Below are 17,505 nucleotides of genomic sequence, written 5' to 3' on the forward strand. Positions count from 1 at the left end.
GTTGCGTCCGCGTCGTGTCCGCGTGTCACTCCCCGCCGTACGGGCTCAGGCGCCCAGCGTGTCCGCCGCCGTCGGGGACGAGTCGCGCAGGAAGGTCGTGCAGCGCTCGAACTCCTCCTTCTCGTCGATCGCGCCGGCCGCGCGGGCCAGGGCGTTCAGCGCGCGCAGGAAACCGCGGTTCGGCTCGTGCTCCCACGGGACCGGGCCGTGGCCCTTCCACCCGGCGCGGCGCAGCGCGTCGAGCCCGCGGTGGTAGCCCGTACGGGCGTAGGCGTACGACTCGACCGTGCTGCCGGCGGCGAAGGCCTCGTCGGCGAGGACGGCCCAGGCGAGGGAGGAGGTGGGGTGCGCGGCGGCCACCTCGACGGCCGGGGTGCCGGCGGCGATGGCCGCGCGGCCCGGCTCGTCGGGGAGGTGGGTGGGGGCGGGGCCCCCGAGCAGGTTCTGGTGAATGGACATGCCCCCAGTCTGCCGGGTGCGGTGGTCCGCAAAACCGGCGGCACAACCGCAGCCCCGGGCCGGGTGGGCCGCCGAGGCCGGGGGCGCCGAGCGCCGGACGGATCCGGGCCAGGGACCGCAGGCCGGGTCGGCCGTCGGGCCCGGGGCGCTACCCGCCGTGCGGGTCCCACCGGCTCCGGGGCGGAGTGGGCCGCCGCGCCCGGGGGCGCCGGACGGGCCGTCGGGCCCGGGGCGCTGCCCGCCGTGCGGGTCCCACCGGGGCCGGGGCGGAGTGGGCCGCCGCGCCCGGGGGCGCCGGACGGGCCGTCGGGCCCGGGGCGCTACCCGCCGTGCGGGTCCCACCGGGGCCGGGGCGGGGTGGGCCGCCGAGGCCGGGGGCGCCGGACGGGCCGGCGGGCCCGGGGCGCTGCCCGCCGTGCGGGTCCCACCGGGGCCGGGGCGGGGTGGGCCGCCGGGCCCGGGGCGCCGAACGCCGGACGGGCCGGACGGGCCGGGGCAGCCTGGGGCGCTGTGTGCGGGACGGGTCCCGCCGGGGCCAGGGGGCGGGCTCGGCCGCCGCGCCCTGGGGCGCCGGGCGCCGGACGGGCCGGCGGGCCAGAGCCGCAGGCCGGCAAGGCCGCGGGCCGGACGGGCCGCGGGCCGGCGGGCCCGGGAAGGCTGGGGTGTTGCGGGTGGGACGGGTGACGCCGGGCGGGCTGCCGGGGCGGGGGCTGTGTCAGGGGGTGGGGGCTGTTGCCGCGGCGGGCAGACGTGGCGTCATGGGGGGCTGCGGCACGGGGTGGTCGCACCGGCAGGCCTCGTCCAGGTCGTGCAACGCCCTGGCGCCGCGGCCCGGCGCGGTGTCGAGCCGCGCCGCGACGGCCGGGACCACCAGGCCCGGCATCACGGCCGCGTAGAGCGCCGAGACCTCCCGGTCCAGGTCGAGGCCGAGCGTCTGGGACATGACGTTGAGCCCGGCGAAGGCCCCGACCACGAGCCGCGCGGCCGCCGACGGATCGACGTGCGGCAGCAGTTCTCCGCGCTCCCGCGCCTGCGCCATCAGCTCGGTGTGCAGCTCGATCCACCCCAGGTACGGCGCCGCCCGGTCCAGTTCCCGCCCGTTGTGCTCCAGGGTGAGCCGCGCGCTGCCGCGCATCAGCACGTCGTACCGGAGACGGTGCGAGAAGACCATGCCGACGTCGACGAACTCCTGAGCCTTGAACTCCTGCGGGGCGACCGGCGCGTGCATGCTCACCTGGGCCTCGATCACGGCCTGCGCCAGGTGCTCCTTCGACTCGAAGTGGAAGTAGAGCGCGCCCTTGGTGACCTTGGCGAGCCTGACGATGTCCGTCAGCTTCGCCGCGTCGTACCCGCGGTCCTCGAACACCACCGCGGCGGCCTCCAGGATCGCCCGGCGGGTGCGCACCGCACGGTCCTGCTTCACCTGCGGTCGTCCAGCCCTCATGTGCCCCCGTCCCCCTTCACGCCCCCGACGCAGGATGCAGTTCACACCATCGTGGAGCCACCGTCCACCGTCCACCGACGCCCCCGCCCCGCCCCCACCCCAGCCCCCGTCCGGGAAGGCCGGAGGGCCCGGCCTCCGTCCTGGGACGGGGGCCGGGCCCTCCGGTGCGGCTGCGGCTGCGGCTGTGGCTCCGGCCGCGACCGGCTACTTGATCTTGGTGCCGGCGGAGCGCAGGTTCGCGCACGCCTCGACGACACGCGCGGCCATGCCCGCCTCGGCGGCCTTGCCCCAGGTGCGCGGGTCGTACTTCGACTTGGTGCCGACCTCGCCGTCGACCTTCAGCACACCGGCGTAGTTGCTGAACATGTGGTCCACGACCGGCCGGGTGAAGGCGTACTGGGTGTCGGTGTCCAGGTTCATCTTCACGACGCCGTTCTCCAGCGCGGTGGCGATCTCCTCGGCCGTCGAGCCCGAACCGCCGTGGAAGACGAAGTCGAACGGCGAGACCTTGCCGAACTTCTCGGCGACACCGGCCTGGAGGTCCTTGAGGAGCTCGGGGCGCAGGACGACGTTGCCCGGCTTGTAGACACCGTGGACGTTGCCGAAGGAGGCGGCCAGCAGGTAGCGGCCCTTCTCGCCCAGGCCCAGGGCCTCGGCGGTGCGGATCGCGTCCTCGACGGTGGTGTAGAGCTCGTCGTTGATCTCGTGGCTGACGCCGTCCTCCTCGCCGCCGGTCGGGGTGATCTCGACCTCAAGGATGATCTTCGCCGCGACGGCCTTGGCGAGCAGCTCCTGGCCGATGGCCAGGTTGTCGGCCAGGGTCTCGGCGGAGCCGTCCCACATGTGCGACTGGAAGAGCGGGTTCAGACCGCGGGCGACGCGCTCGGCGGAGATGTCCAGGAGCGGACGTACGTAGCCGTCCAGCTTGTCCTTGGGGCAGTGGTCGGTGTGCAGGGCGACGGTGATGTCGTACTTGGCGGCGACGATGTGCGCGAACTCCGCCAGGGCGACCGCGCCGGTGACCATGTCCTTGTTGTGCTGGCCACCCAGGAACTCCGCACCACCGGTGGAGATCTGGATGATGCCGTCGCTCTCGGCCTCCGCGAAGCCCCGCAGCGCTGCGTGCAGGGTCTGGGACGAGGTCACGTTGATGGCCGGGTAGGCGAACTTGCCTGCCTTCGCCCGGTCGAGCATCTCGTTGTAGACCTCGGGGGTTGCGATGGGCATCTGTCCGCTCCTTGGATGTGCGGGGAGTGTGCTTATTGCGGGCCCTGACCTGGGGGCGACGTCATCGTCGCGCCTATCTTTCCAGACTCCGCGCAAGGGTCCAGCCCGCCGGTGTCACCGGATGGGCGAACGGCCCGGGATGTTTCACGTGAAACATCCCGGGCCGCAGGGAAAGGCCAGGTCAGACCCGCCGCAGGGGCAGCCGAGGACCTTTGTCGCCCGTTGTCGCAGTGGCCGGTCAGGACAGGCCGAGGTCCTCGAGGCGGTAGCCGGTGAGGTACGGCAGGCCCGCCTCGGCGATCGCCCCGGCCGCGCCGCGGTCGACGATCGTGGCGACGGCGACGACCTCGCCGCCGGCCTCGCGGACGGCCTCGACGGCGGTCAGCGGGGATCCGCCGGTGGTCGAGGTGTCCTCGACCACCAGGCAGCGCTTGCCCTTCACGTCGGTGCCCTCGATGCGTCGCTGCATGCCGTGCGCCTTCTGCGCCTTGCGGACGACGAAGGCGTCCAGGCGCTGTCCGCGCGCGGCGGAGGCGTGCAGCATCGAGGTGGCGACCGGGTCGGCGCCGAGGGTCAGGCCACCGACGCAGTCGAAGTCGAGCTCGGCGGTGAGGTCGAGCATGACCTGGCCGACCAGCGGGGCCGCCTCGCCGTCGAGGGTGATCCGGCGGAGGTCGATGTAGTAGTCGGCCTCCCGGCCGGAGGAGAGGGTCACCTTGCCGTGCACGACGGCCTTGTCCTTGATCTGCTGCAGAAGCGCATCGCGTACGTCACTCATGCCGACGAGCTTAGTTGCGGGCTAGGCGAGCCGCCGCCACGTCCAGGTCGTGGAGACCTCCAGCGGGTCGACGGGGGTGACCAGGCGCGGAGCGGTGTTGATCCCGTTCGGCGGACCGGACTGCGGCTCGACGCAGACGGCCTCGTCCTGCTCGTCGTACACGACCACCCATTCGGACCTGCTGGTGATGCGCAGCTCCAGGGCCCCGGGCCAGGTGAGGGTGACGTCGACTCCGTCGGGCATGCCGAAGCAGTCGTCCCAGGGGCCGGTCTGCCGGTCGATGCGGTTGCCCGTGGGGAGGTGGTCGGCTCCGCGCTCCTCCTGCCAGGCGGGGTCGAAGGAGACCTCCACGTCCCGGCCGCCGAGGTTGCGCAGGAACCAGGGGTGCCAGCCGGCCTGGGCCGGGAAGGAGTCCCCGTACGTCTCGACGCCCATGGTGAGGGTCAGGGAGTCCTCGGCGAGGGTGACGACCTGGGTGACCCGGCCGGGGACCGGCCACGGGTCGGCGAGGTCGTAGGTGAAGGCGGCCTCGGTGGCGGTGGCACCGGCCGGCCGCCACGACGCGTCACGGCCGAAGCCGTGGAGGGCGTGCGGCGGGTGGTCGAGGGGCATCTGGTGCAGGGTCGCGCCGTTGTGGAACCGGCCGTCCTTCATCCGGCCGCACCACGGCACCATGGGGAAGGACCCGTACCGGGACCCCTGGCGCAGCAGCTCGGTGCCGTCGATGCGCAGACTGCTGATCCGGCAGCCGTTCTCCTGGTCGACAGTCACCTCGGTGCCGCCGGCGCTCAGTTGCGTACTCATGCGGTCGACCCTAGTGCTGTGGCCGCAGAGGTTTACCGGGTCCCGGCGTCCGGTGCGGTGGATCGAGGTGTCCGAGGCCCGCAGGTCAGCGGCGGCGGCGCAGGGCCCGGCCGATGACGACGGCCGAGGCGAGCGCGAGCGCGGCCGCCGGGGCGATCCAGCGCAGGCTGTCGCCGGTCGCGGTGGCGGTCGGTGCGGGCACCGGGGCGTACCGGCCGCGCGGGGGCGCGTGGTCCACCTCCTCGGCGCTGCGGCCGATCATGGTGCGGCGGGCGTGGGCGGCCTCGGCGGGGGGCCGTGGGGCTCCTGCCGCGCCGAGGTCCTCGAATCCGCCGGCCAGGAACGGGTCCACGGCGGGGTCCAGGGACGGCGGTGGCACCTCGGTCTCGAAGACCGTGGCGCTGACCTCGGTGACCTCGCCCTCCGTCCCCGCCGGGCCGTCGGCCTCCTCGGCCTCCGCTTCCGCCTCCGCGACCGGGTCGCTGACCGTGGACCCCGCGGCCAGCTGGCCCGCGGCCCGGTCGAGCAGCCTGCGCAGGGCCGCGGCCGCGGCCTCGGGGGCGAAGGAGGCGGCGCGCCCGTCGGCGGTGGCCCGCGCGGTGAAGTCCAGGCGGGTCCCGCCCGGTACGGGGGCCAGACGCAGGCCGAGGGAGAACTTCACGGTGCCACTGCCGCGCACCTCCGTGCCCTCACCCTCGAAGGTGAAGTGGTCCGGGCCCTGCTCGATGACGGCCGCGGAGCCCCGGTAGGTCACGGTGGTCCCGCCCGCCCGCACCTTGAGCCGCCCGGAGAGCGGGCCGACGCCCGTGTCGGCGTCCTGCTGGAGTCCCGGCACGCACCGGGCCACCCTGGCGGGGTCGCGCAGCACGGCGCGGAGGTCGTCTGCCGGTACCGGGACGAACACCTGATGCTCCATGCGATCGAGCCTACGGCCTGGACCGCACCGGGTCACGAATACCGCGGATGCGGCAGCGTCGAGGGCGGAAGTCCGCTCACCCGGGTGCGTTCGGCATCGCGTGCCGCGTCCTGCAGGGAGCCGGTCGACAGCGAGCGCAGCGCGGGCGTCCCACGGTCCACGTGCAGCCGGGGCTCCTGATCGCGGGCGGCCAGGACGAACCCCCAGTCCTGCGGCGGCGCACCCGTGCCCCCGAGGGGGGACCGGTCGGGCCCGCCGGCGAAGCCCGTCAGGCGGCCGCCCGCGCTGTAGGGGGCGGTGCGCAGTCCGGCCGCGCGGAGCGTGGAGTCGACGGTCCAGTACGTACGCGGGCGCGTGGACAGCGGCCCGGCGTGCACGGCCATCCGGCCGCCGGGGGCCAGGGCCCGCGCGGCCAGTCCGTAGAACTCCTGCGAGTACAGCTTCGTGCTGGGGGTGATGCCGGGATCGGGGAGGTCGGAGACGATCACGTCGAAGCGGTCGTTCGCGGCGGGCCCGCGCAGCCAGCGGAAGGCGTCCTGGTGGACGACGGCCAGGCGCGGGTCGGCGTACACCCCGGCGTTGAGCGCGGAGAGCATGGGGTCGGTGCGGGCGAGGCGGACCACGCCCGGGTCCAGTTCGACGACGGTGACGGAGGCGACGTCCCGGTAACGGAGCACCTCGCGCGCGGCGAGCCCGTCACCGCCGCCGAGGACGAGGACGCGGGCGTGCGGGCCGGTCATCGCGGGGTGGACCAGGGCCTCGTGGTAGCGGTACTCGTCGTAGCCGCTGACCCGCAGCCGTCCGTCGAGGTACAGGTCGAGGGAGCGCGGGGAGCCGGTCGCGGGGCCGGTGAGCACCAGCTCCTGCACCCCGGTCTGGACGGCGACCCGCACCTCGGAACCGTAGACGGCGCGCCGGGCGAGCCGCTCGAAGTCGTCGGCGAGGACGGTCGCTGAGGCCAGCACGACGAGGACGGTCAGGTTCGCGGCGATGAGCAGCCAGCGGCTGCGCCGGCTCAGGTCGTGCCGGAAGAGCCACAGGACCAGCCCGCCTCCGACGACGGCGTTGACGGTGCCGGTCAGCATCGCGCCGGTGAGCTGGCCGAGCATCGGCAGCAGCAGGAACGGGAAGGCGAGGCCGCCGACGAGGGCGCCCACGTAGTCGGCGGCGAACAGGTCGGCGACGGCGCCGCCGGCGTCCTGTCTGCGGATGCGCTGGATGAGGACCATCAGCAGCGGGATCTCCGCGCCGATGAGCATGCCGATGGCGAAGGAGAACGCGACGAGCGCCGGGCGGGACTCCCCCAGCCAGGCGAAACTCGCGTACAGCGCTATGGCGGAGAGGCCGCCGAGGAGGGCGAGCCCGGCCTCGATGGCGGCGAAGCCGAGGGCGGGCCGGTGCCGCAGGCGTTTGGCGAGCAGGGAGCCGACGCCCATGGCGAAGACCATGACGGACAGCACGACCGACGCCTGGGTGACGGAGTCGCCGATGAGGTACGTGCCCAGGGCGAGGAGCTCCAGCTCGTACACCAGCCCGCAGGCTGCGCAGACGAACACGGTGGCCAGGACCAGGAGTCGGCCCGTCCGGGGCTGTACGGGCAGGGCGGCCGAAACGGTCGCGGCGCCTCCCGGCTCCGGGGCCGGGAGGACCCGGCGCGGGACGGAACGGTCGATCATGAAGCGAACCGTACGTCACCGCCCACTCGCATCCGGTCACCCACATGGGTGCAAGTGGCGCACCGATTGGGCCAGTTGGCGTAACCGCACGGCACACCCCGCACCGCGGAGCCCCGATCGGCCACGCACGGCCCGAACGACGCGCCCCCGTACGGCCTAGAGGAGCGCGGGAGTCTCCAGAGCGGGCGCCGCGGCGCCCATGCGCACCCCGACCCGCGTGCGGGTGGCCACCAACTGCCCTTCCTGCGGGTACGCGTGCCAGGTGCGCCACCGCACCTGGCCCTCGTACCGCTGGGCGAGCATGGCAGTGAAGGCGTGCGGGCTCCCCGGAAACGTCCCCGCTAGTCCGTTCGGGTGGTCGGCCACCAGTGCGAGCAGCTCCTGGGCCCGCCCGGCGAAGGATCCCCGGGACAGGGTCTCGACCCGCGCGGCGAACTCGTACTCCCAGTCGCCCACCCGCTTCGCCACGCCGAGCGGCAGCGGCGTACTGCTCCCGGGCATGCAGGCGACCGTCTCCGAACAGAGCACGTCCCGCTCCTCCAGCAGAACCTGATGGGAGGCCCCGAGCAGGCGCAACTCGACCTTCGCACCCGAAAGTTCGAGGTTCAGTACGGCCAGGGCGGGCAGCCGGTCCCGTCCCAGGGCCCAGGCGAGGTCGGCGGCACGCGTGTCGGTGTAGGAGGTCTGGAGGGTCGTGAGCATGAGTCGGCTCCGCAAACGCGCGAGGGAGATGGGCCGGGGCCCGCCAGCGGTAGCAAGCACGGGTGGGGGGACACCGGCACGGGTCCACAGGAAGTCCAGGGAGGTCCGAGGACTGGTCTACTCAACCGAGGGAATCATGAAAGGCACGGCACTCACAGCGTTTTTACCCAACTTGACGGGGTTTACATCCCCCCGGGGGCCCGGCAGTTCACGTGTTCAACAGGTTGCGTCCCGCGCGTCGGGATGCATGGACAACGCGCGGGGCGCCCGAGGGGAAACGGACCCCCGGACGCCCACGTCAGACGGCGTCGGCCGCCCCGTGCCGGCCGCCCCGTGTCAGCTGCCGCCGCCGCATCCCCCGCCCCCGCAGGAGGACGAGGAACCGCACGAGGACGACGACCCGCAGCCCGACGAGCCGGAGTCACCGGCCCACCAGCTGCTCCCGCCCCGGCTCGCCCGGCGCGTCCGGCTCGGACGGGAACCGCGCCCCGCCAGCTTGCGGACGAGCCGGCTCATGAGGAAAACGAGCAACGCGCAGACCCCGAGCACTACGAACAAGAACTCCATGTCCGCCCCCTCTCACACCCCGGTCCTCCCGGGGAGCGGGATCCCCGCGTCCCGCGTGCAGGTGGAATTCCCACGGCCCGCACGGCCCAAAGCACACTTGAGCAAGTCCAGAGGTTGCCCGCAGGATGGCGCCCATGAGCGCACCCGTGGGCAGCGACCGCCCCTTCCTGAACCGCCGGCTGGCGGCCTTCGGCACGACGATCTTCGCGGAGATGTCGGCCCTGGCCGCGCGCACCGGGTCGATCAACCTCGGCCAGGGCTTCCCCGACACCGACGGTCCGGCCGAGATCGCCGAAGCGGCCTCCCGCGCGGTCCTCACGGGCCTGGGCAACCAGTACCCGCCCGGGCCCGGCGTCCCGGAGCTGCGCACCGCGATCTCCGCGCACCAGCAGCGCTTCTACGGCCTCGCCCCCGACCCCGACACCGAGGTCCTGGTCACCGCGGGCGCCACCGAGGCCATCGCCGCCTCCCTCCTCGCGCTCCTGGAGCCCGGCGACGAGGTCATCGCCCTCGAACCGTTCTACGACTCCTACGCGGCCTGCATCGCGATGGCCGGGGCCACCCGGGTCCCCGTCACCCTGCGCCCGCACGGCGACGCCTTCGCCCTCGACCTGGACGAACTGCGCGCCGCCGTCACCCCGCGCACCCGGCTGCTCCTGCTGAACACCCCGCACAACCCGACGGGCACCGTCCTCACCGCCGACGAGCTCGCGGCGATCGCCGCGCTGGCGGTCGAGCGCGATCTGCTGGTCGTCACCGACGAGGTCTACGAGCACCTGGTATTCGAGGGCTCCCACACCCCCCTGGCCGGCTTCCCCGGCATGCGCGAGCGCACGGTCACCATCAGCAGCGCGGGCAAGACCTACTCGTTCACGGGCTGGAAGGTCGGCTGGATCACCGCCTCGCCGGAGCTGGTCTCGGCGGTCCGCTCGGCGAAGCAGTTCCTCACCTACGTCTCCTCGGGCCCCTTCCAGTACGCCGTCGCCGAGGCCCTGCACCTGCCGGACGCCTACTACGACGCCCTCCGCGCCGACCTCGCCGCCAAGCGCGACATCCTCGCCGACGGCCTCGCGGCGGCCGGCTTCCAGGTCTTCCGTCCGCGCGGCACCTACTTCATCACCACCGACATCACCCCCCTCGGCGAGAAGGACGGCCTCGCCTTCTGCCGCGCCCTGCCCGAGCGCTGCGGGGTCGTCGCCATCCCGAACCAGGTCTTCTACGACGACAAGTCCGCCGGCGCCACGCAGGTCCGCTGGGCGTTCTGCAAGAAGACCGAGGTCCTGCAAGAGGCCGCGGAGCGGCTGCGGCGGCTCTGAGCCGGACCGCCGGCCGCCGCGGGGCGCGGGCCCGCGCCCCGCGGGGTGTGCGATTTCACCGGAGCTTCCGAAGCCATTCACGCCCGGTGAGGGGCGGTGGCGCTTAGTGTGCCCGAGGCCCCTCCTCGTCCGGACGGGCGTTCCTCACGCGGCGCGGGAAGTCGGGGGTACGGGGGTAGATGACGGCGACGGGCAGTACGTCTGTTTTCGTGCGGCCGCGGGACGTCAGGGCCGTCGGTGTGCCCACGGCGGCGCTCGCACTCGGCGTGTTCGCCGCGATCCGCGTGGGCGGGGCCGCCGTGCTGGCCCTCGCCGCCTGGTGGGCCGGGCGCAGCCCCGTACGGGTGCTCGGGCACTCCTGGGACTCCGTCTGGTACCTCGCCATCGCCCGGCACGGCTACGGCCGCACCCAGATCTGGCCCGTCACCGGGCTGGTGCAGAGCGACTACGCCTTCTTCCCGCTGTACCCGGCGCTGGTGCGGCTGGCCGGCGGCGGCGAGTGGGGCGGGCTGTTCGTCTCCTGGACGGCCGCCGCGGTGGCCGCCGTCGGCGTCTACCGGGTCGGCGAGCTGGTGGCCGGGCGGCGCGTCGCGCTGCTGCTCGTCGCGCTGTGGGCGGCGGTGCCGCACGCCGTGGTGCTCACCCTCGCCTACACCGAGCCGCTGCTCGTCGCGCTCGCCTCCTGGTCCCTGTACGCACTGCTGCGCGAGCGCTGGCTGCTCGCCGCGTCGCTGGCGCTGGTCGCGGGCCTCACCCGGCCCACCGGGATCGCCGTCGCCGCGGCCGTGACCGTCACGGCCCTGCACGCGCTGCTCGTACGAAGATCCCGGGCGCCGGCGGTGTGGGCGGCCGGGCTGCTGGCGCCGGCGGGCTGGCTCGCGTACGTGGTGGCCGTCGGGGCGGCCCGGGACGACGTGACCGGGTACTTCGCCGTGCAGCGGCAGTGGGGCTCCCGCTTCGACGGCGGCCGGGCCACCGTGGCCAAGGTCGGGGAGGTGCTCGGCGGCGGACCGGTGGCACTCACCACGGCCGTGTCGGCGCTCCTGCTGGGCACGGCCCTGCTGCTGGCGGTACTGCTGTTCGCCGACCGGCCGCTGTTGCCGCTGCCGCTGCTCGTCTACACCGCGGTCCTGCTGGTGATCGCCGTGGGCGGGGCGGGCTACTTCGAGTCCAAGCCGCGGTTCCTGCTGCCGGCGTTCCCGCTGCTGCTGCCGCTGGCCGCCGTCATGGCACGAGCCCGGCCGCGCTCCGCGGTCGTGGTGACCGCGGGGCTGGCCGGGCTCGGTTACGCCTACGGGGTCTACCTCCTGGTGTACGCCAGGACGCCCCTGTGAGAGCGGGGGGAGCGGGGGGTCAGTTGTCCCCGCCGTCCTCGTCCTCGCCGTCGGTGGAGTCGATGTCCTTCTCCAGTCCGAGCTGCTCCGTGAGCCACTTGTCGAACTCGATGGAGGCGCGGACCCAGCTGACCGTGGAGGACACGAAGTGCTCCAGGTTGACGCCGGTGCCGATCAGCATCTGCGCCTCGCCGATCAGGCGGACGGAGCCGTCGTCGTGCGTGTGGCTGTAGACCTTCGGCCACAGGGTGCGACGGTTCCAGTCGTCGATCGACTCGAGGAGCTGCGGCTTCTCCTCGATCTTGTGCGGACGGTCGTAGAAGGTCCGCACCGAGAAGACCTGCTGCTCCGCCTCGCCGCGGAACATGAAGTACGTACGGAACTCCTCCCACGGCGCCGCGAGGTCACCCTCGTCGTCGACGACGTACTTGAGCTCCATCTGCTCCAGCAGCTGCTTGACCAGATCCTGGTCGGGGACGACGGGGCCCGCCGGTCCTGTGGCCTGCGGATCGGGCTGCTGCCCTCCGAAGTTCGGAATCGAGGCCGGGTCGATGCTCACCGTGTACTTCCCTTCGTGCGGATACTTGCATCCTCCCCCATCCCGCCCACCCCGTGTCCAGCCCGACGGTCACGGATCCGCTGCGGGCGGACAGGAGTGCACCCCGCGCACGTTCCCGTACGCGGGGTGCCCGGTGCCCGGACCGGTGGAATGCCAGGTCAGAGCGGTTTGCCCACCAGCAGGTCCTCGCCCGCCACGTCGACCCGCACGGTGTCGCCGTCGCGGACCTCGCCGGAGAGGATCTCCTTGGCCAGGCGGTCGCCGATCGCCGTCTGGATCAGGCGGCGCAGCGGCCGCGCGCCGTACGCGGGGTCGTTGCCCCGGTCCGCGACCCAGGCCAGGGCCTCGGGGGTGACGTCCAGGGTGAGGCGCCGGTCGGCGAGCCGCTTGGCGAGGCGGCCGATCTGCAGCTCGGCGATGTGCGCCAGCTCCTCCCGGCTCAGCGCGGAGAAGACCACCAGGTCGTCCAGGCGGTTGAGGAACTCCGGCTTGAAGCTGGCCCGGACCACGTCCAGGACCTGCTGCTTCTTCTGCTCGGGCGGGGTCGCCGGGTCCATCAGGAACTGACTGCCCAGGTTCGAGGTCAGGATCAGGATGGTGTTGCGGAAGTCCACGGTGCGGCCCTGGCCGTCCGTGAGCCGGCCGTCGTCGAGGACCTGGAGCAGGATGTCGAAGACCTCGGGGTGGGCCTTCTCCACCTCGTCCAGGAGCACCACGCTGTACGGGCGGCGGCGGACGGCCTCGGTGAGCTGGCCGCCCTCCTCGTAGCCGACGTAGCCGGGCGGGGCGCCGACGAGCCGGGCCACGCTGTGCTTCTCGGAGTACTCCGACATGTCGATGCGGATCATGGCCCGCTCGTCGTCGAAGAGGAAGTCGGCGAGCGCCTTGGCCAGCTCCGTCTTGCCCACGCCGGTCGGGCCGAGGAAGAGGAAGGAGCCGGTCGGCCGGTCCGGGTCGGCGATGCCGGCGCGGGTGCGGCGCACGGCGTCGGAGACGGCCCGCACGGCCTCGGTCTGGCCGATCAGGCGGCGGCCCAGCTCGTCCTCCATGCGGAGCAGCTTCTGGGTCTCGCCCTCCAGCAGGCGGCCGGCGGGGATGCCCGTCCAGGCGCCCACCACGTCGGCGATGTCGTCGGGGCCGACCTCGTCCTTGACCATCGTGTCCTTCGACGCGCCGGCCTTGGAGGCCTCTGCCTCCTCCTCGGTGGCCTCGGCCAGCTCGCGCTCCAGGGCCGGGATCTCCCCGTAGAGCAGCTTGGAGGCGGCGTCGAAGTCGCCGTCGCGCTGGGCCCGCTCGGCCTGGCCGCGCAGGTCGTCCAGGCGCTCCTTGAGCTCGCCGACCCGGTTGAGGGACTGCTTCTCCTTCTCCCAGCGGGCGGTCAGGCCGCGCAGTTCCTCCTCGCGGTCGGCGAGGTCCTTGCGGATCTTGTCGAGGCGCTCGCGCGAGGCCGGGTCGGACTCGTTCTTCAGCGCCAGCTCCTCCATCCGCAGGCGGTCCACCGAGCGCTGGAGCTCGTCGATCTCGACGGGCGAGGAGTCGATCTCCATGCGCAGCCGGGACGCGGCCTCGTCGACGAGGTCGATGGCCTTGTCCGGCAGGAAGCGGGAGGTGATGTACCGGTCGGAGAGGGTCGCGGCGGCGACCAGCGCGCTGTCGTTGATGACGACCTTGTGATGGGCCTCGTAGCGGCCCTTGAGCCCGCGCAGGATCGCGATGGTGTCCTCGACGGACGGCTCGGCGACCAGCACCTGCTGGAAGCGCCGCTCCAGCGCCGGGTCCTTCTCGATGCGCTCGCGGTACTCGTCGAGGGTGGTCGCGCCGACCATGCGGAGCTCGCCGCGGGCCAGCATGGGCTTGAGCATGTTGCCGGCGTCCATCGCGGAGTCGCCGCCGGCGCCCGCGCCGACGACCGTGTGCAGCTCGTCGATGAAGGTGATGATCTGGCCCTCGCTGGACTTGATCTCCGCGAGGACGGTCTTGAGCCGCTCCTCGAACTCGCCGCGGTACTTGGCGCCGGCCACCATGGCGCCGAGGTCGAGGGAGACGAGCCGCTTGTTCTTCAGGGACTCGGGCACGTCGCCCTTGACGATGCGCTGGGCCAGGCCCTCGACGACGGCCGTCTTGCCGACGCCGGGCTCGCCGATGAGCACCGGGTTGTTCTTCGTACGGCGCGAGAGCACCTGCACGACGCGCCGGATCTCGTGGTCGCGGCCGATGACCGGGTCGAGCTTGCCGTCGCGCGCGGCCGCCGTGAAGTCGGTGCCGAACTTCTCCAGGGCCTTGTACTGGCCCTCCGGGTCGGGGGTGGTCACCCGCCGTGCTCCTCGTGCGTTCTGGAAGGCGTCCAGCAGCTTCTTCGCCGTCGCGCCCTGGTCGGAAAGGACCTCACCGGCCGCGCCGCCCTTGGCGGCGATGGCGATGAGCAGGTGTTCGGTGGAGAGGTACTCGTCGCCGAGCTTGCCCGCCTCGCTGTCGGCCTCGGCGAGCACGGCGAGCAGGTCGCGGGTGGGCTGCGGGGGCGCGACCGTGGAGCCGGTGACGCTGGGCAGCGCGGCGAGGAGGCGTTCGGCGCCGCTGCGCACGGCGGCCTGGTCGGCCTCCGTGGCGATCAGCAGGTCGATCACGTTCTCGTTGTCCTCGCCGGCGAGCAGGGCCAGCAGCAGGTGTGCGGGGGTCAGGTCCGCGTGGCCTTCCTTGACGGCCCTGCCGGTGGCCGCGTTCAGCGCGTCCCGGCTCTTGTTGGTCAGCTCGGCGTCCACTGCGTCTTCTCCTCTCCGAGGGATGCAAAGGGTCTGACAGAGTCAGCGTATGCAAAGTTGAGTCTATTCCACTCAAGGCAGTTGAGGGGACGGCTTGCCCGTACCCTTCGGGCCATGTCCCATGACGTACTCAACCCGACGCCCGAGTACCTCGCCTTCTGGCGGGAGCGGCACGTCTGCACGCTGACCACCCCGCGCCCCGACGGGACCCCGCACGTGGTGCCGGTGGGCGTGACGTACGACCCCGAGGCCGGCCTGGCCCGGGTGATCAGCAACAAGCACAGCAAGAAGGTCCGCAACGTCCTGGCGGCGCAGGCCGCGCAGGAGGGCGGGGCGCGGGTCGCGGTCTGCCAGATGGAGGGGCGCCGCTGGGCCACGCTGGAGGGCCGCGCGGTGGTCCGCACGGACGAGGCGTCGGTCGCCGACGCGGTGGCGCGCTACGCGGAGCGGTACGGGCGGACGCCGTCGCCCAATCCCGACCGCGTGGTCGTGGAGATCACCCTGGACCGGGCCATGGGTCGCGCGTGAGCCGTTGATTCTTCATCTTGTCCGGTTCACGCACTGGACGGGGGCATCACAACGGCGCCATCGTGGTCAGGTCCACGATGGCGCCGTTGTGTGGGGGTAGCGCCTGAGCGATCTGCAACGACGGGGGAATCGCGTCAGGCACTGCGGGGGGTGGCGGTGGTGATGTCGGGTTCGAAGAGCTGGTGGTCCCGCTGGTCGAGATTGACGAAGACCATTCCGTAGCGCACCTCGCAGCGGACGGGCTGCGGCGCGCCGCGCGGGCGGCGCAGGCACCGGTAGGCACGTACGTCCTCGTCCTCCTCGCGCACGATGACGATCGGTTGGCCGAACAGGGTCACCATCAACGAGTCGCCGGGGTGGGGGATGGCCGTGGCGAGGTCGATGAACTGCCAGCCCGATCGGTAGGCGGACGCCATCTCGCGGCGGAAGCCGCGGTCGTCGGGGGTCATGCGGACACTCCTGCGGGAGCCTCGGTCCAGCCGGTGTCGTCCTTGCCGCCCAGCTCGGCGGCGGTCCAGCCGGTGTCGGCGTACTTGCCCACGGGTGCCGTGGTCCAGCCGGTGTCGAACTCCGTGCTCGTCAGGCTCGTGCCCTGACCGTCCCTAGCGCTCCCCGCGTCACTTTCGACGGCGCTGACTGCCCCAAATACCGCAACGGCGGAGAAACCTATGGCAAGCACCGAGCGAAGCATTCTCTTGTACATGGTCGGCTTCGTCCTCACTTGATGGAATCCTCTCCCCCGCGTGACAGACGATGGCTCATTCAGGCACGTCAATGCCACAGGGACGATGCATCATGTTCTTGCATGTTCAGGACCCTGGGGGGTGGAGATTTGACGCGAAACCAGACAATGGCGACACATCCCCACCCCGTCACGTCCATGTGCGCCGAGGGGACCCGGCTCTACGCGGCTGCCCTGAGCACCGGCCGGATCGCCCGGGGAGAGATCCAGAACGCCCCCTGCCTGCTGGAACTCGCCCTTCTGCAGCCCGACCCGGATGACGCGAACCAACTCCGGCCGGTTCCGCCGTCCGTGGCTTTGGCGCAACGGCTCCATCCGATTGAACGCGAGATCCAGGACCGCAGACGCAGCGCTGTAGATCTCACCGACACTTTCGAGCCTTTCCTCGCCATCAGCGCACAGAGTCCGGCCGACACCCATGCCATCACGGTGCTGGAGGGTTTCGAAAGGATCAACGCAGCGCTGAACCTCGCGACGGCCGAATGCCACACCGAGGTGCTGACCGTCCAGCCGGGCGGAGCACGCCCCTCCGAGGCTCTCACACAGGCCCTGGAACGCGACCAGCCGTTGATCGACCGCGGGGTCAGCATACGGACCCTGTACCAGCACACCGCGCGGCACAGCCAGGGCACCCTCGCCTACGTGGACCGCATCTCCACGGGCAAGGTCGAGATCCGCACGCTCGAAGAGCTGATAGAGCGCCTCATCATCTTCGACCGCACGGTGGCCTTCATCCCCGTGAGCGACGACCGCCGGGTCGCGCTGGAGCTGCGCCACCCCGGGCTCGTCGACTACCTCATCAAGGTGTTCGAGCAGCTGTGGCACCGCGCCGTGCCCCTCACGGAGGAGGTGACGTACCGCAGCACCCCCGGCGGCGTCACCGGCGTGCAGCGCACCATCGCCCAGCTCCTCATCGAGGGGCACGTGGACGAGGCCATCGCCCGGCGCCTGGGGATGAACGTGCGCACCTGCCGCGCCCACATAGCCAAACTGGCGACCACCCTCGGCAGCGGCAGCCGGGCCCAGCTCGGCTACCTCATCGCCCAGTCCGGCATCCTGGGCCGCCCCTCCGCCCCGCAGGAGTGCGAGGACGCCCTTCCGGACCGGGACCAGGGCCACGACCCGCACCGGGACCCGGAAGACCTCTAGAAGGCCTCTGGAAAGCCTTCAGGCCCCGCCCTGGGAGGGCGGGGCCTGAAGGTGCGGGCGCGGGGCGCCGCGCTCAGTCCATCGGGCGCTTGGGGCTGGGGCGCCAGACCACCAGGGCGCTGCCCGGCTGCGGGGGCTGGTACGGGACCAGGTCGCGCCGGTAGGAGGCGTGCACCTGGGCCTCGCGGGCCCGCAGGGTGGCCGCCGCGCCGTCCACCGCGGCCGAGAGCTCGGCGACGCGCTGCTGGAGCGCGGCCACCTGGTTCTCCAGCTCGATGATCCGCTTGATGCCCGCCAGGTTGATGCCCTCGTCCTGGGACAGCGCCTGCACCGTGCGGAGCAGCTCGATGTCGCGGGCCGAGTAGCGCCGGCCGCGGCCGGCCGTACGGTCCGGGGAGACCAGGCCGAGGCGGTCGTACTGGCGGAGGGTCTGCGGGTGCAGCCCCGAGAGCTGGGCGGCCACCGAGATCACGTAGACCGGGGTCTCGTCGGTGAGTTGGTAACCGCTTCCCAGACGGGAAGACTGTCGTCGGCGGCCGTCCATG

16 protein-coding genes are annotated in these 17,505 nt (G+C 72.7%); 4 read left to right on the forward strand and 12 right to left on the reverse strand.

Features of this window, described 5'->3' with window-relative positions; translation table 11 throughout:
• Positions 1-45: 45 nt before the first annotated feature.
• From AB0O53_RS05250 to AB0O53_RS05285, 8 genes are all read right to left on the reverse strand, one after another.
• Positions 46-459, reverse strand: coding sequence for a DUF3151 domain-containing protein (locus AB0O53_RS05250; RefSeq protein ID WP_350990089.1), 414 nt, complete (start codon positions 457-459; stop codon positions 46-48).
• 715 nt (positions 460-1,174) lie between these two features.
• Complete coding sequence (locus AB0O53_RS05255) at positions 1,175-1,903, reverse strand: ScbR family autoregulator-binding transcription factor (protein WP_365193346.1); 729 nt, start codon at positions 1,901-1,903, stop codon at positions 1,175-1,177.
• Positions 1,904-2,107: 204 nt separating this feature from the next.
• Positions 2,108-3,130: a class II fructose-bisphosphate aldolase gene (gene fbaA / locus AB0O53_RS05260; protein WP_350990093.1), complete on the reverse strand. Its 1,023-nt coding sequence runs from the start codon at positions 3,128-3,130 to the stop codon at positions 2,108-2,110.
• A 238-nt stretch (positions 3,131-3,368) separates the two neighbouring features.
• The gene (pyrE, locus tag AB0O53_RS05265) at positions 3,369-3,908 is read right to left on the reverse strand and encodes an orotate phosphoribosyltransferase (protein WP_350990095.1); all 540 of its coding nucleotides are present in this window, start codon (positions 3,906-3,908) and stop codon (positions 3,369-3,371) included.
• Between the two features lie 21 nt (positions 3,909-3,929).
• Complete coding sequence (locus AB0O53_RS05270; RefSeq protein ID WP_365193349.1) at positions 3,930-4,712, reverse strand: aldose epimerase family protein; 783 nt, start codon at positions 4,710-4,712, stop codon at positions 3,930-3,932.
• An 85-nt stretch (positions 4,713-4,797) separates the two neighbouring features.
• Positions 4,798-5,628, reverse strand: a complete 831-nt coding sequence (locus AB0O53_RS05275) for an SRPBCC family protein (RefSeq protein WP_365193351.1) — start codon at positions 5,626-5,628, stop codon at positions 4,798-4,800.
• Positions 5,629-5,660: 32 nt separating this feature from the next.
• Positions 5,661-7,304, reverse strand: a complete 1,644-nt coding sequence (locus tag AB0O53_RS05280; protein WP_365193353.1) for a polyamine aminopropyltransferase — start codon at positions 7,302-7,304, stop codon at positions 5,661-5,663.
• A gap of 156 nt (positions 7,305-7,460) precedes the next feature.
• Positions 7,461-8,006 carry a DUF2617 family protein gene (locus tag AB0O53_RS05285; protein ID WP_350990101.1) on the reverse strand — a complete coding sequence of 182 codons (546 nt, stop codon included), beginning with the start codon at positions 8,004-8,006 and terminating at the stop codon, positions 7,461-7,463.
• 692 nt (positions 8,007-8,698) lie between these two features.
• Here AB0O53_RS05285 and AB0O53_RS05290 point away from each other — a divergent pair.
• Both AB0O53_RS05290 and AB0O53_RS05295 read left to right on the forward strand, forming a co-directional pair.
• Positions 8,699-9,889 carry a pyridoxal phosphate-dependent aminotransferase gene (locus AB0O53_RS05290; protein ID WP_350990102.1) on the forward strand — a complete coding sequence of 397 codons (1,191 nt, stop codon included), beginning with the start codon at positions 8,699-8,701 and terminating at the stop codon, positions 9,887-9,889.
• Positions 9,890-10,098: 209 nt separating this feature from the next.
• A complete protein-coding gene (locus AB0O53_RS05295; protein ID WP_350990104.1) occupies positions 10,099-11,223 on the forward strand; it encodes a hypothetical protein in 1,125 nt (374 codons plus the stop codon).
• Between the two features lie 19 nt (positions 11,224-11,242).
• Here the strand turns inward: AB0O53_RS05295 and AB0O53_RS05300 are convergent, their stop codons facing one another.
• A complete protein-coding gene (locus AB0O53_RS05300; RefSeq protein ID WP_350990106.1) occupies positions 11,243-11,782 on the reverse strand; it encodes a YbjN domain-containing protein in 540 nt (179 codons plus the stop codon).
• A gap of 158 nt (positions 11,783-11,940) precedes the next feature.
• Positions 11,941-14,541, reverse strand: a complete 2,601-nt coding sequence (clpB, locus tag AB0O53_RS05305; protein ID WP_365193356.1) for an ATP-dependent chaperone ClpB — start codon at positions 14,539-14,541, stop codon at positions 11,941-11,943.
• 114 nt (positions 14,542-14,655) lie between these two features.
• Here clpB and AB0O53_RS05310 point away from each other — a divergent pair, with 114 nt between their 5' ends.
• Complete coding sequence (locus AB0O53_RS05310; protein ID WP_350990110.1) at positions 14,656-15,069, forward strand: pyridoxamine 5'-phosphate oxidase family protein; 414 nt, start codon at positions 14,656-14,658, stop codon at positions 15,067-15,069.
• Positions 15,070-15,203: 134 nt separating this feature from the next.
• On the opposite strand, the gene AB0O53_RS05315 is transcribed toward AB0O53_RS05310, so the two are convergent.
• Positions 15,204-15,518, reverse strand: a complete 315-nt coding sequence (locus AB0O53_RS05315; protein ID WP_030026718.1) for a Rieske (2Fe-2S) protein — start codon at positions 15,516-15,518, stop codon at positions 15,204-15,206.
• 356 nt (positions 15,519-15,874) lie between these two features.
• On the opposite strand from AB0O53_RS05315, the gene AB0O53_RS05320 reads away from it, so the two are divergent.
• Positions 15,875-16,960: a helix-turn-helix transcriptional regulator gene (locus AB0O53_RS05320; RefSeq protein WP_365193358.1), complete on the forward strand. Its 1,086-nt coding sequence runs from the start codon at positions 15,875-15,877 to the stop codon at positions 16,958-16,960.
• 73 nt (positions 16,961-17,033) lie between these two features.
• On the opposite strand, the gene AB0O53_RS05325 is transcribed toward AB0O53_RS05320, so the two are convergent.
• Positions 17,034-17,504 carry a heat shock protein transcriptional repressor HspR gene (locus AB0O53_RS05325; protein WP_030647935.1) on the reverse strand — a complete coding sequence of 157 codons (471 nt, stop codon included), beginning with the start codon at positions 17,502-17,504 and terminating at the stop codon, positions 17,034-17,036.
• Between the last annotated feature and the right edge of the window lies 1 nt (position 17,505).

It is taken from the genome of Streptomyces erythrochromogenes (assembly GCF_040684695.1).
GTDB lineage: Bacteria > Actinomycetota > Actinomycetes > Streptomycetales > Streptomycetaceae > Streptomyces > Streptomyces erythrochromogenes_C.

Bases quoted from the DNA above. Each gene is read 5' to 3' on its own strand.
- AB0O53_RS05250 (WP_350990089.1), bottom strand. From the start codon at position 459: ATGTCCATTCACCAGAACCTGCTCGGGGGCCCCGCCCCCACCCACCTC.
- AB0O53_RS05255 (WP_365193346.1), bottom strand. From the start codon at position 1,903: ATGAGGGCTGGACGACCGCAGGTGAAGCAGGACCGTGCGGTGCGCACC.
- fbaA (WP_350990093.1), bottom strand. From the start codon at position 3,130: ATGCCCATCGCAACCCCCGAGGTCTACAACGAGATGCTCGACCGGGCG.
- pyrE (WP_350990095.1), bottom strand. From the start codon at position 3,908: ATGAGTGACGTACGCGATGCGCTTCTGCAGCAGATCAAGGACAAGGCC.
- AB0O53_RS05270 (WP_365193349.1), bottom strand. From the start codon at position 4,712: ATGAGTACGCAACTGAGCGCCGGCGGCACCGAGGTGACTGTCGACCAG.
- AB0O53_RS05275 (WP_365193351.1), bottom strand. From the start codon at position 5,628: ATGGAGCATCAGGTGTTCGTCCCGGTACCGGCAGACGACCTCCGCGCC.
- AB0O53_RS05280 (WP_365193353.1), bottom strand. From the start codon at position 7,304: ATGATCGACCGTTCCGTCCCGCGCCGGGTCCTCCCGGCCCCGGAGCCG.
- AB0O53_RS05285 (WP_350990101.1), bottom strand. From the start codon at position 8,006: ATGCTCACGACCCTCCAGACCTCCTACACCGACACGCGTGCCGCCGAC.
- AB0O53_RS05290 (WP_350990102.1), top strand. From the start codon at position 8,699: ATGGCGCCCATGAGCGCACCCGTGGGCAGCGACCGCCCCTTCCTGAAC.
- AB0O53_RS05310 (WP_350990110.1), top strand. From the start codon at position 14,656: ATGTCCCATGACGTACTCAACCCGACGCCCGAGTACCTCGCCTTCTGG.
- AB0O53_RS05315 (WP_030026718.1), bottom strand. From the start codon at position 15,518: ATGACCCCCGACGACCGCGGCTTCCGCCGCGAGATGGCGTCCGCCTAC.
- AB0O53_RS05320 (WP_365193358.1), top strand. From the start codon at position 15,875: ATGTTCAGGACCCTGGGGGGTGGAGATTTGACGCGAAACCAGACAATG.
- AB0O53_RS05325 (WP_030647935.1), bottom strand. From the start codon at position 17,504: ATGGACGGCCGCCGACGACAGTCTTCCCGTCTGGGAAGCGGTTACCAA.